The organism is Actinopolyspora lacussalsi, from assembly GCA_030803735.1.
GTDB lineage: Bacteria > Actinomycetota > Actinomycetes > Mycobacteriales > Pseudonocardiaceae > Actinopolyspora > Actinopolyspora lacussalsi.
In genome coordinates, this window is sequence record JAURUC010000001.1 from 3,179,171 (window position 1) to 3,195,112 (window position 15,942).

Genomic DNA, 15,942 nt, shown 5'->3' on the forward strand with positions numbered 1-15,942 from the left:
TGCCGGGACGCTCGCTCGGCGGAACCTCCCGGGGGCTCTCACCCCGGCGGGCCCCGCTTCCGTTGGATGACGCCTCATTCCGGTGGGTTCTCCTTCGCCACGAGCGTGAGGACGTCGTACTTGGCGACGGACTCACCGTCCTGGTTGGTCACGTCCGCGTCCCAGCGCACCTCGCCGTAGTCGGCGTTGTGCCGGGGTGTGATGCGCTTGGCGGTCAGCGTGACCGTGATCTCGTCGCCCGGATAGGTGGGAGTCAGGAAGCGCAGGTTCTCCAGGCCGTAGTTGGCCAGCACCGGCCCGGACTCGGGAGCGACGAACAACCCCGCGGCGAACGAGACGACGAGGTAACCGTGCGCCACCAGCCCTCCGAAGAACGGGTTGGCGGCGGCCGCCTCCTCGTCGGTGTGCGCGTAGAACTCGTCCCCGGTGAACTCGGCGAAGCGCCGCACGTCCTCCCGGGTGACGGTGCGGGGGCCGCCGACCACGCTGTCCCCGACGCGCAACCGCTCCAGGTGCTTGCGGAACGGGTGAACCGCCGTGGTCTCGCGGGCGCTGCCCGGCATCCACTGCCGGGTCAGCGAGGTGAGGGTGTCCGGGTCCGCCTGCACGGCGGTGCGCTGCATGTGGTGCAGCACGCCGCGCAACCCGGCCATCTCCTCGCCACCACCGGCCCGGCCGGGACCGCCGTGCGCCAGCTGCGGCAGCGGTGAACCGTGACCGGTGGACTCCGCGGAATCGTGGCGGTTGAGCACGAGCATGCGACCGTGCTGGGAGGCGGCACCGGTCACGACGGTGCGGACGAAGTCGGGGTCTGCGGAGACGACCGAACCGACCAGGCTGCCGTGGCCACGACGTGCCAGCTCCACGGCGTGCTCGGCGTCGCGGTAGGGCATGATCGTGCTCACCGGGCCGAACGCCTCCACCTCGTGCGGCTGCGGCAGCTCCGGATCGTCGCAGCGCAGCAGCATGGGCGGCACGAAGGCGCCCTGCTCGTAGTCGGCGTCGACGAGTTCGAACGGCGTGTTCGGGTCCCCGTGCACCAGTCGGCACGACTCCAACAACGCCTTCAGCGAGCGGCGGACCTCCTCGCGCTGTTCCGGATCCGCCAGCGCCCCCATGTCGACCTCGCCGGAGGAGGGGTCGCCGACCCTGATGTCGGCGAGTCGCCGCCGGACGGCCTCGGTCACCTCGTCGGCGAGCTCCGCCGGGACGAACGCCCTGCGAACGGCGGTGCACTTCTGGCCCGCCTTGACGGTCATCTCGGTGACCAGCTCGCGCACGAACAGCTGGAACTCCGGGCTCTCCGGGGTGGCGTCCGGCCCGAGGATCGAGCAGTTCAGCGAGTCGGCCTCGGCGTTGAACCGCACGCCGCACCGAACCACGTTCTCGTGCGCGCGGAGGCGCCGTGCCGTGGCGGCCGAGCCGGTGAACGAGAGCGTGTCCTGCTCCGTCAGGTGGTCGAGCAGATCGCCGGGATCGCCGCACAACAGCTGGACCGATCCCTCCGGCAGGATGCCGGACTCGACGATCAGCTCCACCAGGCGGTGTGTCAGGTAGGCGGTCTGCGGAGCTGGTTTGATCAGGGTCGGCATCCCGGCGACGAACGCGGGGGCGAGCTTCTCCAGCGGTCCCCAGACCGGGAAGTTGAACGCGTTGATCTGCACCGCCACCCCTCGCAGCGGGGTGGCGATGTGCTGACCGAGGAAGGTCCCCTGCTTGCTCAGCGGTTCCGTGGCACCTTCCACGTAGACGGTGTCGTCGGGCATCTCGCGCCTGCCCTTGCTGGAGTAGCTGAACAGCACGCCGATGCCGCCGTCGATGTCGAACTTGGAGTCGCCCTTGGTGGCGCCGGTCCGGGCCGAGAGCGAGTAGAGCTCGTGGCGGTGTTCGCGCAGGTGCGAGGCCAGAGTTTTGAGCAGCGCGGCCCGCTGGTGGAAGGTGAGCTCGCGCAACGCGGGACCGACGCTCTCCCTGCCGTAGGCGAGCGCGGCGGCGGGGTCCAGCCCGGAGGTGGAGATCCGCGTGACCTCCTGCCCGGTCGCGGCGTCGTGCAACGGCGTTCCGGCCGCGTCGGGTCGCTGCCACCGTCCCGCGAGGTAGCTGCGCAATGGCTCCATCGTCGCGATCTCCCTGGGTTAGTCCGCCTGCTGTCCGAGTGCCCGTACCGCCCGCCGTGGCGCGCTCGGGCAACCGAGTTCGCTTATTACTGACCAATCGGTCGGTAAAGCATTGTGACGCAGAACAAGCTCGTGCACAATCACCTGACCGACAGTTGCCCACGAAAAACCATCGAAGACCGGCAGCGCGGCGCGCGAGGTAACCACGGCGACCCCGGGTAGGAAACCGACTGTTCGGTCAGTATTCCGAGGTGGTGAAACCGATTTGGACGCCGAGCACCCGCCGATAGCCGCTCCCACAGCGGCCATGTTCGACGAGGACCACGCCTCGAAAGCGCTCGGCATAGAGCTGCTCGAAGCCTCGGAGGGGCACGCGCACGTGCGGATGCGCGTGACCCCGGAAATGGTCAACGGGCACGCCATCGCCCACGGCGGTTACGTGTTCCTGCTGGCGGACACGGCCTTCGCCTGTGCCTGCAACAGCCACGGGCCGGTCACCGTCGCCGCTGGCGCGCAGATCACGTTCCTGGCTCCCGCGCACGAGGGGGAGCTGCTGCACGCCAGGGCGGTCGAACGCCACACCAGAGGACGCAGCGGCATCTACGACACCACGGTGTTCCGCGACGACGCCGACGGGGAAACCATCGCCGAGTTCCGCGGGCACAGCCGCAGCATCAAGAGTTGAAGGGATCCACGACCATGACCGAACTCGCCGCGCACACCGAACCGGCACCCTCCGGCACCCCACCGCACGGCACCTCGGCGGCCGAACCGGACGCCGCGGAACACGCGAGCCGCGCCGAGCTGGCCGAACTGCAACTGCGACGGCTCCGCGAAACCCTGCGGCACGCCTACGAGAACGTGCCCTGCTACCGGAGGAAGTTCGACGAGGCCGGGGTGCGGCCCGAGGACTGCGAGACCCTCGCCGACCTGGCGAAGTTCCCCACCACCACCAAGAACGACCTGCGGGAGAACTACCCGTTCGGCATGTTCGCGGTCAGGCAGGACCAGCTGCGGCGGGTGCACGCCTCCAGCGGCACCACCGGTACCCCCACCGTGGTCGGCTACACCCAGCGGGACCTGGACACCTGGGCCGAGGTGGTCGCGCGATCCATCCGGGCGGCGGGCGGACGCCCCGGCCAGAAGGTGCACGTGGCCTACGGCTACGGGCTGTTCACCGGCGGACTCGGCGCGCACTACGGCGCCGAACGGCTCGGCTGCACCGTGATCCCCGCTTCCGGGGGGATGACCGAGCGACAGGTGAAGCTCATCCACGACCTCGAACCCGAGATCATCATGATCACGCCCTCCTACATGCTCACGCTGCTCGACGAGTTCCGCAGGCAGGGCCTCGACCCCAGGAGGAGCTCACTGCGGATCGGCATCTTCGGCGCCGAACCCTGGACGGCCGAGATGCGCCGCGAGATCGAGGAAGCTGCCGGGATCGACGCGGTGGACATCTACGGACTCTCCGAGGTGATGGGCCCCGGCGTGGCGAACGAGTGCGTGACCACCAAGGACGGCCCGCACATCTGGGAGGACCACTTCTACCCGGAGATCATCGACCCGGTCACCGAGGAGCCGCTGCCCGACGGCGAGCACGGCGAACTGGCGTTCACCTCGCTGACCAAGGAGGCCATGCCGGTGATCCGGTACCGCACCCGGGACCTGACCAGGCTGCTGCCCGGCACCGCACGACCGGGGATGCGCAGGATGGAGAAGATCACCGGACGCAGCGACGACATGATCATCCTGCGCGGCGTGAACGTCTTCCCCAGCCAGATCGAGGAACTCGTGCTGCGGCAGGACGGCCTCTCGCCGCACTTCCAGCTCGAACTCACCCGACAGGGACGACTCGACGAGCTGCGCGTCCGCATCGAGGCGGACGAGACCACCACCGACGCACAGCGTTCGGAGGCGCCGGGCGCGCTGACCGCGGCGATCAAGGACGCGATAGGGGTGAGCGCTGGCGTGGAGATCGTCGAGCCCGACACGCTGCCGCGTTCGGTCGGCAAACTGCGCCGGATCGTCGATCTGCGCGAGAGCTGATCGAACCGTCCCGACCGGATCGCCGGTGGAAATCCTCGCCGGAGGCGGCGATACCCGGTGGAGACCATCGCCGGGGCCGCGCGGGCCGGTGACCGCGCTCCCCGGCTGATACTGCGAGACTGAAGACCATGGCGGGTGCGGCTACGAACAACGGTGCGGGGCGGGGCAGACCGGGCTACGACCTCGATTCGCTGCTGCGCACCGCCGTCAAGGTCTTCCACGAGCGCGGCTACGACGGCACGAGCATGGAGGACCTGGCCAAACGGCTCGGCATCACCAAATCGGCCATCTACTACCACGTCTCCAGCAAGCAGGAACTGCTGCGGATGAGCGTGGACCGGGCGCTGGACGCGCTGTTCGCGGTGCTGGACGAGCCCGAGTCGCTGGAAGGGCCCGCCATCGACCGGCTGCACCACGTGGTGCGGCGCAGCGTCGAGGTGCTGGTCGACGAGCTGCCGTTCGTAACCCTGCTGCTGCGGGTGCGCGGCAACAGCAAGGTGGAACGCCAGGCACTCGCCCGACGTCGGGAGTTCGACCACCTGGTGGGCGAGCTCGTCGCCGAGGCGGAACGGGCGGGCAGCCTGCGGCTGGATCTGGACCCGGCACTGACCAGCAGGCTGCTGTTCGGGATGGTGAACTCGGTGATCGAGTGGTACCGCCCCAGGCAGGGGCTTACCAAGGAGGAGATCGCCGAGGCCGTGACCACGATCGCCTTCGAGGGGCTGAAGCGATGACGAGGTTCTCCGTTCGGGTTGCTCTGCGGGTTCCGTGGCGGAACCTCTCGCGGGCTCTCGCTGCGGCGAGGCCCGACATCGAGTAGGTACTACGCCACGTCGGGCCTTCCTCGCGAGAGCACCACGAGAGAACCCGCGGCGGCGCCGGTTACGAGGGTGGTCGGGGTTCGGCTCTGGGCGCGCCGCAGGACCCGCGATTTCGCGAGAAATCGACACCGCCGAGCCCCGCGGCGGACCGGACGACGGGGCTGGATCGGCCCCGCTGCGCCGACCGTGTCAGCGCCGCAGGCGTGTTCGTGTTGCCGAACTCCCGTGTCTGCCTGAGAGTGCTATGGGAACACCGAAGTGATCCCTATCACTCGAATGGGGCCGATTATGGGCACACCGGCTGGTTCACCGACCCGTGCCACAGTGCAGCTCGATCACGGGGTACGCAGGGATGTGAACCGGATCAGCCTGCTGTTCACCGGGGTCGGCGCGATCATCGGTTCCGGGTGGCTGTTCGGCGCCCTCTACGCTTCCCAGATCGCCGGTCCGGCAGCGATCCTGTCTTGGATCATCGGCGCGATCATGGTGCTGTTCATCGGCTTCGTCTACGCCGAGCTGTCGGTGATGTTCCCGGTCGTCGGCGGGATCATCCGCTTCCCGCACTACTCCTTCGGCTCCTTCGCGAGTTACAGCGCGGGCTGGATCAGCTGGCTGGCCGCCGCCGCGGTGACCCCCATCGAGGTGCTGGCCACCATGCAGTACGCCTACCCGTACGCGGGCTGGTTGATGACTCCGGTGGAGGGAGAGTACCTGGTCAGCGGCTACGGCTGGCTGATCGCGATCGCGCTGATGGCGCTGTACAGCACGATCAACGCGTTGGGGGTCGGTGTGTTCGCCCGACTGAACAACATACTGGTGTGGTGGAAGCTCGCGGTGATCGTGCTGGTCATCGTGGTTTTCTTCGCCGTGTCGTTCAATCCCGGCAACCTCACCGAATTCGGCGGGTTCACCCCGGAGGGTGCCGGGACCATCTTCACCGCCATCCCGGCGGCCGGGGTTGCGTTCTCCTACCTGGGGTTCCGCAACGGTGTCGAGTTCGCGGGCGAGACCGACAACCCGCAGCGCAACGTGCCGTTCGCCCTGATCGGCTCGGTGGTGATCACCGCGATCATCTACGTGCTGCTGCAGATCGCCTTCGTCACCGGACTGCCCCAGGGACTTCTCGACGATGGATGGGGCGAGCTGACCTTCGCCGAGAGCGCGGGACCGCTCGCCGGACTGGCGTTGGTGCTCGGCGTGGTCTGGATGGCCTGGCTGCTGCGAGTGGACGCGATCGTCTCCCCGGCCGACACCGGGCTGATCTACGCGGGTGTGACCACCAGGCTCTCCTACGCCAACGCCCGCAACGACAACGCACCACAAGCACTCACCAGGCTGAACCGACGGGGCGTCCCCTGGATCTCGGTGCTGCTGATGTTCGTGGTCGGGTGCTTCTTCTTCCTGCCCTTCCCCGCGTGGTCGAAGTTCATCGGCTTCATCACCTCGGCCTTCGCCGTCTCCTTCGCGCCGGGTTGCCTGGTGGTCGGCGCCATGCGCCGCCAGCTGCCCGACCAGGACCGCCCCTTCCGGCTCCCCGGCGGGGACACGATTCCGCTGCTGGCGTTCTTCTCGTCCAATCTGCTGGTGTTCTGGTCCACCTGGTCGATCAACGAGAAGATGCTCATCGGGTTGCTGGTCGGCTATGTGGTGTTCGTGATCTACCACGTCACCACCAAGCACGACACGCCGCCGATCGACTTCAAGGCCGGCTCCTGGTTCCCCGTATGGCTGGCCGGCATGCTGGCACTGAGCTACTTCGGGGAGGTGACCCCGAACCAGCCCGCCGATGCGGGGCTGGTGTTGCAGGGCGGTGACGGCCCGATAGGGGTGGGGCTCGGTGCGTTGATCATCGTGGTGTGGAGCGTGCTGATCTACTACTACGCCATGGCGGTGCGCCTGCCCTCCCGGCGGGTGGCTTCCTACGTCGAGAAAACTCCCACCGACGCCCCCAACACGGCGGGCTGACCGGAGCTCACTTCCCGCCTGGGGTCGAGTCACTGCCGCGTTCCACCCCCGCCACGGCTGCCACACGGCCGCTTCGAGGAGACCTACCGCCGGTTACCACCGCTCCCATACCGCGGGAACCGCGATCGTGCGGAGCACGTACACAGGCACACGAGATCTTCCCATATAGTGGGAGCTTGCCGGTCAGCGCGCTCCTGATCTTCGCGCGATTCTGATCACACGAAAAGCCACGAATCGCCCGAGATGCGACACGATCGCACGGTCTGCGCACTGTTTCGTACACAAAATGTTACTTATTTGCGCGACAGGTTAACCGTTTCGTGTTGACGAGACCGCCCGAATCCTAGAGAGTCCACGCTCAAAGTAGTTATCGACCTCACAAAGGTACGGAAAGGGCGAATAGATGGCGACACCAACTGCGCCACCGACGCAGGCCAAGGTGCAGCTCGATCACGGGGTACGCAGGGATGTGAACCGGATCAGCCTGCTGTTCACCGGGGTCGGCGCGATCATCGGTTCCGGGTGGCTGTTCGGCGCCCTCTACGCTTCACAGATCGCCGGTCCGGCAGCGATCCTGTCCTGGATCATCGGCGCGATCATGATCATGCTGATCGGGTTCGTCTACGCCGAGCTGTCGGTGATGTTCCCGGTCGTCGGCGGGATCATCCGCTTCCCGCACTACTCCTTCGGCTCCTTCGCCAGCTTCAGTTCCGGTTGGATCAGCTGGCTGGCCGCCGCCGCGGTCACCCCCATCGAGGTGCTGGCCACCATGCAGTACGCGTATCCCTACGCGAGCTGGCTCATGGTCGAGTCCGACGGCGAGTACCTGGTCAACGGAGCGGGATGGTTCGTGGCCATCGGGCTCATGGCGCTGTACAGCGCCATCAACGTGCTCGGTGTCCGGCTGTTCGCCTACCTGAACAACATACTGGTGTGGTGGAAACTCGCGGTGATCGTGCTGGTCATCGTCGTGCTGTTCGCCGCCGAGTTCAACCCGGGCAACCTCACCAACTTCGGCGGCTTCATGCCCAGCGGGGCGGGGGCCATCTTCACCGCCATCCCGGCGGCGGGTATCGCCTTCTCCTACCTGGGCTTCCGCAACGGTGTCGAGTTCGCGGGCGAGACCGACAACCCGCAGCGCAACGTGCCGTTCGCCCTGATCGGCTCGGTAGTGATCACCGCGATCATCTACGTGCTGCTGCAGATCTCCTTCATCACGGGGCTGCCGGAACGACTGTTGGGCAGCGGCTGGGAGAACCTCGAGTTCGCCGAGAACGCCGGTCCGCTGGCCGGGCTGGCGCTGACGCTGGGCGTGGCGTGGATGGCGTTCCTGCTGCGCGTCGACGCCGTGATCTCCCCGGCCGACACCGGGCTGATCTACGCGGGTGTGACCACCAGGCTCTCCTACGCCAACGCCCGCAACGACAACGCACCGCAGGTGCTGACCAAGCTCAACCGGCAGGGCGTGCCGTGGGTGTCCATCCTGCTGATGTTCGTGGTCGGGTGCTTCTTCTTCCTGCCCTTCCCCGCGTGGTCGAAGTTCATCGGCTTCATCAGCTCCGCCTTCGCCGTCTCCTTCGCGCCGGGTTGCCTGGTGGTGGGTGCGCTGCGCAGGCAGCTGCCCGACCAGGACCGCCCCTTCCGGCTCCCCGGCGGAGACCTGATCCCGGTGCTGGCGTTCATCGCCTCCGGCCTGCTGGTGTTCTGGTCGGGTTGGTCGATCAACGAGAAGATGCTCATCGGCCTGCTGGTCGGCTATGTGGTGTTCGTGATCTACCACGTCACCACCAAGCACGACACGCCGCCGGTCGACTTCAAGGCCGGCTCCTGGTTCCCGATCTGGCTCGCCGGACTGATGGTCTTCAGCTACTTCGGTGAGATGGACGCCAACGCCGAGGCGGCAGCCAGTCTGCTCAACGGTGGCGACGGGTTCCTCGGCATCGGCACGGGCTCGCTCGTGGTCGCAGTGTGGAGCGTGGCGATGTACTTCTACGCGATAGCGGTACGACTGCCCGCGCGGCGCGCCGCAGCCTACATCGAGAAGACGCCGACCGACGCGCCCACGACAGCGGGCTGAGGCGTCGCCGACCGAGTTCGGACCGCGAGGTCCGGAAACGGCGAGATCACAACCGGGGCGGGACCGCGTGGTCCCGCCCCGTTCTCGTTCCGGTGAGTTCCCGCGTACGTGCCTCCGGTCACCGCACGCGTGCCTCCGCTCGTGGGCGACACGGGATCCGCCGGTGGAGTAGCACACACCACACACCGACGAAGCATCACGACACCCCGCATACACTTCGGTTGTAGGCCCTTCGGGGTGTAGGCCCTTCGGGGTGTAGGCGCAGCAGGCAGACGGGAGCAGTGGTGTCCACCAGCGGCGGATTGAACCGGGTTGCGGTCGTGGTCAACACGCTGTCCCGGACCGGAAGCATCGCTTACACGCAGGCCGTGCGGAGCCTGACGGAACTGGGAGTCCCGTTGGGTATCACCTATCCGCTCCGGGACCCGGCGCGGCTGGTGGAGACGGTACGGGCCGCCATCGACGACGAGCACGACTTCGTGATCATCGGTGGTGGTGACGGCACGATCAGCTCGGTGGTCGACGTGCTCGCCCACACAGGTGTTCCGATGGGACTGCTACCGCTGGGCACGGCGAACGATTTCGCCCGCACCCTGGAGATCCCGACCGAGATCGAGAAGGCGTGCGAGACCATCGCACGAGGCAAGATCGTCGACATCGACCTCGGACTGTGCGGCAACAACTACTACGCGAACCGGGCCTCGGTCGGCATCGGCTCGAACGTCGCCACCACCATGTCCCCCAAGCTGAAGAAGCTCGTGGGTTCACTGGCCTATCCGGTGGCATCGGCTCGGGGTTTCATGCGACACCGGCCGTTCCCCGCACGGCTCACCTTTCCGGACGGGGATCACCCGACGAAGGAGTTCAACAGCCTGCTGCAGGTCTCCGTGGCCAACGGTCGCTACTTCGGCGGGGGCCAGCTCGCCGTGTTCGACTCCGGCATCGATGACAGTACGCTGGACGTGACGGTGATCAAACACGGCAACATCCGCGAGCTGGCCACTGTGGCACGGAACTTCAAGAGCACGAAGCTGCTGGAAACCGATCAGGCGGAGCACATCCGCACCAGGCGAATGCGGCTGGAGACGACTCCGAACATGCCGATCAACATCGACGGTGAACTCGTCGCGGGAACGCCGAGGGACTTCTCGGTGGCTCGGAACGCACTGCACGTGGTCGTGCCGCAGGACTGGGTGGACGGTGGGTGAGGACGGGCGAGTCGCACGGTCCCGAAAGCAGCGGTTTCGACGTTCCGGAACCGCGTTCGGTCCGCACGACCACACGCCGTACTCCCGCCCCACGACATACCGGTGAGGAACAACCGCCGTTGACGATGTGGAACTACAGCAACGCCCCGCGATGCACGGTGTGCGCACACCGCGCGATCATCACCAAACAGCAGGCACAGACCCTGGTCAACTCCACCGGGGGCAGGTTGGTCGCCTACCAGTGCCCGATCGAGTTGTCGAGCTGGCACGTCTGGGCACCGGAGTTCGAACGGGCCGACCAAGGTGAGTCCGAATAGGACGCTCCGGTGTTGAGACCTAGCAGCGTCGATTTCCCACGAAATCGCCGCGCCGCCGGTGCCGACGAGCAACCAAACTCCGACCACCCCCACAGGCCGGACTCCGACCACCCTCGCAACGGGACCGACCGCGGGTTCTCCCGTGCGGCTCTCGCGAGGAAGGCCCGACGTTGTGTAGGTCGCTACCCGATGTCGGGCCTCCCGCAGCGAGAGCCGTGCGAGAGGTTCCGCCACCCGCACCGCCCCGCGAACCGCGCCAACAACCCTCAACTGACGAGTTCGAAGGCGACGGCGTGTTCGGTGCCGAAAGAGGCGCCCGCCTCGGCGGTGGTGCGGTGCAGGAAGTCGCGGGCCATGTCCTCCGGTGCCTGCTCGGTCAGTGCCGCCAGATAGTTGGCGTGCGCGGCCAGCGACCCCACCGCCCGGTCGAGGGTCGGGCCGACGTCGACAGCGTGCGTGGGGTGCGGTGATCCGGCCACCGCGATCCGACGCACCCCCTTCCAGGGGTGCAGCCCCACCTCGGTGACGAGCTCGGGAAAGATCCAGCGGTTGCCGGCATCGCCGACGGCATCCAGCGCGGCACGCCCCACGGCGCGGTGGTCCGGACTGTTCCAACCACCGAATCCCCAGCGGTCGTAGTGGTTGAACGTGATCACCAGGTCCGGACGCACTTCACGTATCCCGCGCGCCAGGTCTCGCCGCAGCGCGGTACCCGACTCGATGACGCCGTCCCGGTGATCGAGGAAACGCACGTCGTGCACTCCGACCAGGGCGGCGCTCTCGCGCTGTTCCCGTTCGCGCAGCGGCCCGGCCTCTTCGGGAAGAACTCCGTCGATCCCGGCCTCGCCCCGGGAGGCCAGCAGGTAGCTGACCTCGTGCCCCGCATCGGTCCAGCTCGCCACCGCCGCACAGGCGGCGAACTCCACGTCGTCCGGATGCGCCACGATCACTAGCGCACGCTGCCAGTCGGTCGGCATGGGTTGGAGCGACTCGGTCATGAAACCCCCGTCCTCGGCCAAGAGCCGACGAGAAGTTCTCGGATTTTCGGGTGTCGGCCCAGTGGGCGTCGATTTCCCACGAAATTGTCGAGCCGGTACGGCGGTGTGGCCAGGTGGGCGTCAATTTCTCGCGAAATCGCCGGGGCATCTCTCGACTAACCAAGGTCGCGGGCGAGTGCCCGTCCGGCGCTACGGCCCGAGAACACGCAGCCACCGAGGAAGGTCCCCTCCAGCGCGTTGTAACCGTGCACCCCGCCGCCGCCGAATCCCGCGACCTCACCGGCGGCGTAGAGCCCCTCGAACGCGGAGCCGTCGGGTCGCATCACCTGGGAGTCCAAATCGGTCTCCAGCCCGCCCAGCGTCTTGCGGGTGAGCAACCGGAGCCGCACCGCGATCAGCGGCCCGTTGCCGCTGTCCAGCAGCCCGTGCGGTGTGGCAACGCGGATCGCCCTGTCGCTGATGAACCTCCGTGCGGCGCGGATCGCCGAGACCTGCATGTCCTTGCCGTAGGGGCGGCTCATCTCGGCGTCGCGGGCCACCACCCGCTCCCGCACGGCACGGGGATCCAGCAGCGACTCACCGGTGAGCTCGTTCATGCCGTCGACCAGGTCACGCAGGTTGTCCCGCACCACGAAGTCGACGCCGTGGCGCTTGAACGCCTCGACCGGACCGGGAGCTCCCTTGCGTACCCTGGACAGCAGCTTACGCGGGCTCTTGTCCGTCAGGTCGGGGTTCTGCTCCGAACCCGACAGCGCGAACTCCTTCTCCAGGATGCTCTGGTCCAGCAGGAACCAGGTGTAGTCGTGGCCGGTGCCGAGGATGTGGCGCAGCGTCCCCATGTTGTCGAAACCGGGGAAGTAGGGGGCCGGCAGCCGCTCGCCGGTGGCGTCCAGCCACATCGAGGACGGTCCGGGCAGAATCCGGATACCGTGGCCCGGCCAGACCGGGTCCCAGTTGGTGATGCCCTCGGTGTAGTGCCACATCCGGTCGCGGTTGACCACACTCGCCCCGGCCCGCTCACCGATGTCGAGCATCCTGCCGTCCACGTGGGCGGGGACGCCGGTCAGCATGTGCTCCGGTTTCCGTCCCAGCCAGGCGGGCCAGTTCCGCCGCACCAGCTCCTGGTCACCGCCGATCCCGCCGGAGGTGACCACCACGGCCTGCGCGTGGTGCTCGAAATCCCCCACCACCTCGCGCGAGGAGGCCACTCCCCTGCGTTCCGAGCTGGGCCGCAGCACGCTGCCCCGCACGCCGTGCGCGACGCCGTCGGAGGTGAGCAGCTCGTCCACTCGGTGGCGGTACCGGACACGAACCAGACCGGCACGCTCGGCTTCTCGCACCCGGTCGGCGAAGACCCGCACGATCTCGGGGCCGGTTCCCCAACCGAAGTGGAACCGCGGCACCGAGTTGCCGTGGGAGCTCGCGGTGCCGCCGCCGCGCTCGGCCCATCCGACGAAGGGCATGAACCGCATCCCGAGGCCGCGCAGGTAGGAGCGTTTCTCCCCCGCGGCGAACTCGACGTAGGCCTGTGCCCAGCGTCGCGGCCAATGATCCGTTTCCGGGCGGTCGAAGGCCGCGCTGCTGTTCCAGTCCCGCAGCGCCAGCTCGTAGCTGTCCCGCACGCCGAGCCTGCGCTGCTCCGGGCTGTCCACGAGGAACAGTCCGCCGAGGGACCAGTGGGCCTGCCCGCCGAGGTTGTCGGCGTTCTCCTGCTCGACCAGCAGTACGGATCTGCCCGCGCGGGTGAGCTCGTAGGTGGTCACCAGCCCGGCGAGTCCCGCGCCGACCACGATGACGTCCGCGTCCGATGCCATTGCCACGCCTCCCGTCAGTCTCGGGACCGATCACACGCCCTCGCGATCAGTTCTCCGAGCCCTCCCGCGAGCGAGGCGTGAGCCACGAAACATTATCCGATACATGCCGGAACCGGAAACAGCATTCACGGATGCCGCTTCCCGAACCGTGCGTCACCGCGACGCGGTCTCACCGGATGTCTCCGCCTCCGTCGACTCGGTGGCGGCGGAGGGCGCCTCGGTAGCGTGGTAGTCGGCCTCGGCGGTGGCGTCGCTGCCCTCGGCGGCGCCGAACCACCGCAGCAGCGGAGTGAGCACCACCGCGACCAGCAGGTTGAGCAGCAGCGCCACCGCACCCACGTAGATCTGGGTCCGGATGTCCGGCAACGGCTGCCAGCCGAAGAGGCTGAAGTCCGACAACGGCATAGCGGAACCGCCGAAGTGCCCCTCACCGGTGGCCGGGTCCTTCGGGATCAGGTACAGCTGCCAGAGTCCCCAGGCCATACCGACCGTCCAACCCGCCACCAGCGCCCAGCGATGCAGCCACCTGGTGTAGAGGGCGATCGCGACGGCGGGCAGGGTCTGCAGCACGATGACGCCGCCGATCAGCTGCATGTCGATGGAGAACTGCGGGTCGATGAACACGATGCTCAGCACCGCGCCGAACTTGACCACCAGCGAGGCGAGCTTGGCCTGCTTGGCCTCCTGGGCCGGGGTGGCACCGGGGCGCAGGTGCTCCTTGTAGATGTTGCGGGTCCACAGGTTGGCCGCCGCGATGGACATGATCGCGGCGGGGACCAGCGCGCCGATCCCGATGGCGGCGTAGGCCAGCCCCGCGAACCAGTCGGAGAACATCCGGTCGAACAGCACCGGTACGATCGTGTTGGAGTCCGGCTCGCCGGTGGCGCCGTTGACGATGGGCTCGACCCCCGCGGCCAGTGCGGCGTAGCCCAGCAGCGCCAGCATTCCGAGCAAGAACGAGTAGGCGGGCAGCGCGACCATGTTGCGCCGGATGACCTTGCGACCGGAGGAAGCGAGGATACCGGTCAGCGAGTGCGGGTAGAGGAAGAGCGCGAGCGCCGACCCCAGTGCGAGAGTGGCGTACTGCAGCTGGTTGTGCTCCCCGAGCAGGATGGACCCGCCGGAGTCCGAAGCGGACCACGCCGCGGTGGACTGGTCGATGATCGACCCCCAGCCGCCGAGCTGGCTGGGCAGGTAGAACACGGCCACCAGGATGACCACGTAGATCAGCAGGTCCTTGACGAACGCGATCAGCGCGGGCGCGCGGAGTCCGGACTGGTAGGTGTACAGCGCCAGCACCAGGAAGGCGATGAACAGCGGCGCGTGCCCGGCCAGCCCACCCGCGTTGAGCCCCATCGTGCGCAGCACAGCCTCCAACCCGGCCAGCTGCAGCGCGATGTAGGGCATCGTGGCGACGATGCCGGTCACCGCGATCAGCGTGGCCAGCAGCGGCGAGCCGTAACGGCCGCGCACGTAGTCGGCGGGAGTGACGTAACCGTGCACTCTGGACACCGACCACATGCGCAGCAGCGGCAGCAGCACCAGCGGGTAGAGCACGACGGTGTAGGGCAGCGCGAAGAAACCCATCGCACCGGCCCCGAAGACCAGTGCGGGGACCGCGACGAAGGTGTAAGCGGTGTAGAGATCACCGCCGACCAGGAACCAGGTGATCCAGGAGCCGAACTTGCGCCCGCCGAGCCCCCACTCGTCGAGGTGCTGCATGGACTCGGCTCGGCGCCAGTGCGTGGCGAGGAACCCCAGCACCGAGACGAACAGGAAGAGCGCGGTAAAAACGCCGAATTCGATCCACTGCATTCTATTGAGATCTTCCGTTCGAGTTTCCGGGGTGCTCGGGTGGCGGAACCTCTCGCGGGCTCTCGCTCCGGGAGGCCCGACATCGAGTAGTCACTACGCCACGTCGGGCCTTCCTCGCGAGAACACCACGAGAGAACCCGCAGCGGTGCGAGTCGCGTAGGTGGTGATTCGGCGCTCGCGCGCCGAAATCATCGCCGGGGCGGACGACGAATCGGGAAAGCATCGGTCAGTGCTTCCGCTCGTTGCCGTCGGGGGCGGAGCCCGTCGCGGCGCGTTCCCTGCGGTTCGCGGCGCGGACGACCAGTCCCACGCACACCACGCCGAGTGGTACGAACAGGAACTGCGACCAGTAGAACATCGGCAGCCCGAACAGCCTGGGCTCGTCGTGGTTCCACAGTGGAGTTACGAGCATCAGCAGCGGGACGAGCAGCAGCAGGTTCCACGGTGAGCGGTCGGTTCCGAAGCGCGCTCGCGCTCCGGAGCCCTGCTGCTCACTCACGGGCGGCTCACTCATGGGCTGCTCGGTCATGGGCGGCCTCCCCTGTCCGTTGCAGTGCGGATCACCCGTTCGGGCAGCAGCATGCTAGCCGGAGTCGATCTCGCTGGGAAGGGGCGTCCGACGGATTGGGACGCGGCCTCGGCGCGTGACGCGGATTTTCAGCCGGGTGCTCGACTCCCGCGGCGCGTGCTCGGTTTTTCGAGGTACGCGGGCGTCGTTCCGCCGCTCCCGTCGCGCGCACCGGAGGAACGCCCGCAACACG

The 15,942-nt window shown here is 67.7% G+C and carries 12 protein-coding genes; 7 read left to right on the plus strand and 5 right to left on the minus strand.

Features of this window, described 5'->3' with window-relative positions:
- Nucleotides 1-74: 74 nt before the first annotated feature.
- Nucleotides 75-2,117 carry a phenylacetic acid degradation bifunctional protein PaaZ gene (paaZ, locus tag J2S53_RS14210; protein ID WP_456241367.1) on the minus strand — a complete coding sequence of 681 codons (2,043 nt, stop codon included), beginning with the start codon at nt 2,115-2,117 and terminating at the stop codon, nt 75-77.
- Between the two features lie 307 nt (nt 2,118-2,424).
- Here paaZ and paaI point away from each other — a divergent pair, with 307 nt between their 5' ends.
- The 7 genes from paaI (at nt 2,425) to J2S53_RS14245 (ending at nt 10,554) form a co-directional block, all read left to right on the plus strand.
- Nucleotides 2,425-2,802, plus strand: a complete 378-nt coding sequence (gene paaI / locus J2S53_RS14215; protein ID WP_456242793.1) for a hydroxyphenylacetyl-CoA thioesterase PaaI — start codon at nt 2,425-2,427, stop codon at nt 2,800-2,802.
- 14 nt (nt 2,803-2,816) lie between these two features.
- The gene (paaK, locus tag J2S53_RS14220) at nt 2,817-4,166 is read left to right on the plus strand and encodes a phenylacetate--CoA ligase PaaK (RefSeq protein WP_456242794.1); all 1,350 of its coding nucleotides are present in this window, start codon (nt 2,817-2,819) and stop codon (nt 4,164-4,166) included.
- 128 nt (nt 4,167-4,294) lie between these two features.
- Nucleotides 4,295-4,900: a TetR/AcrR family transcriptional regulator gene (locus tag J2S53_RS14225; RefSeq protein WP_435542862.1), complete on the plus strand. Its 606-nt coding sequence runs from the start codon at nt 4,295-4,297 to the stop codon at nt 4,898-4,900.
- A 375-nt stretch (nt 4,901-5,275) separates the two neighbouring features.
- A complete protein-coding gene (locus tag J2S53_RS14230; RefSeq protein ID WP_456241368.1) occupies nt 5,276-6,952 on the plus strand; it encodes an APC family permease in 1,677 nt (558 codons plus the stop codon).
- A 403-nt stretch (nt 6,953-7,355) separates the two neighbouring features.
- Nucleotides 7,356-9,029: an APC family permease gene (locus tag J2S53_RS14235; protein ID WP_456241369.1), complete on the plus strand. Its 1,674-nt coding sequence runs from the start codon at nt 7,356-7,358 to the stop codon at nt 9,027-9,029.
- Nucleotides 9,030-9,313: 284 nt separating this feature from the next.
- Nucleotides 9,314-10,237 carry a diacylglycerol/lipid kinase family protein gene (locus tag J2S53_RS14240; protein ID WP_456241370.1) on the plus strand — a complete coding sequence of 308 codons (924 nt, stop codon included), beginning with the start codon at nt 9,314-9,316 and terminating at the stop codon, nt 10,235-10,237.
- Nucleotides 10,238-10,362: 125 nt separating this feature from the next.
- Complete coding sequence (locus J2S53_RS14245; protein WP_456242795.1) at nt 10,363-10,554, plus strand: hypothetical protein; 192 nt, start codon at nt 10,363-10,365, stop codon at nt 10,552-10,554.
- Nucleotides 10,555-10,820: 266 nt separating this feature from the next.
- On the opposite strand, the gene J2S53_RS14250 is transcribed toward J2S53_RS14245, so the two are convergent.
- From J2S53_RS14250 to J2S53_RS14265, 4 genes are all read right to left on the minus strand, one after another.
- Nucleotides 10,821-11,552, minus strand: coding sequence for a PIG-L deacetylase family protein (locus tag J2S53_RS14250; protein WP_456241371.1), 732 nt, complete (start codon nt 11,550-11,552; stop codon nt 10,821-10,823).
- Nucleotides 11,553-11,707: 155 nt separating this feature from the next.
- Nucleotides 11,708-13,366, minus strand: a complete 1,659-nt coding sequence (locus tag J2S53_RS14255; RefSeq protein WP_456241372.1) for an FAD-binding dehydrogenase — start codon at nt 13,364-13,366, stop codon at nt 11,708-11,710.
- A 153-nt stretch (nt 13,367-13,519) separates the two neighbouring features.
- The gene (gene mctP, locus J2S53_RS14260; protein WP_456241373.1) at nt 13,520-15,181 is read right to left on the minus strand and encodes a monocarboxylate uptake permease MctP; all 1,662 of its coding nucleotides are present in this window, start codon (nt 15,179-15,181) and stop codon (nt 13,520-13,522) included.
- A 226-nt stretch (nt 15,182-15,407) separates the two neighbouring features.
- A complete protein-coding gene (locus J2S53_RS14265) occupies nt 15,408-15,695 on the minus strand; it encodes a DUF3311 domain-containing protein (RefSeq protein WP_456242796.1) in 288 nt (95 codons plus the stop codon).
- Between the last annotated feature and the right edge of the window lie 247 nt (nt 15,696-15,942).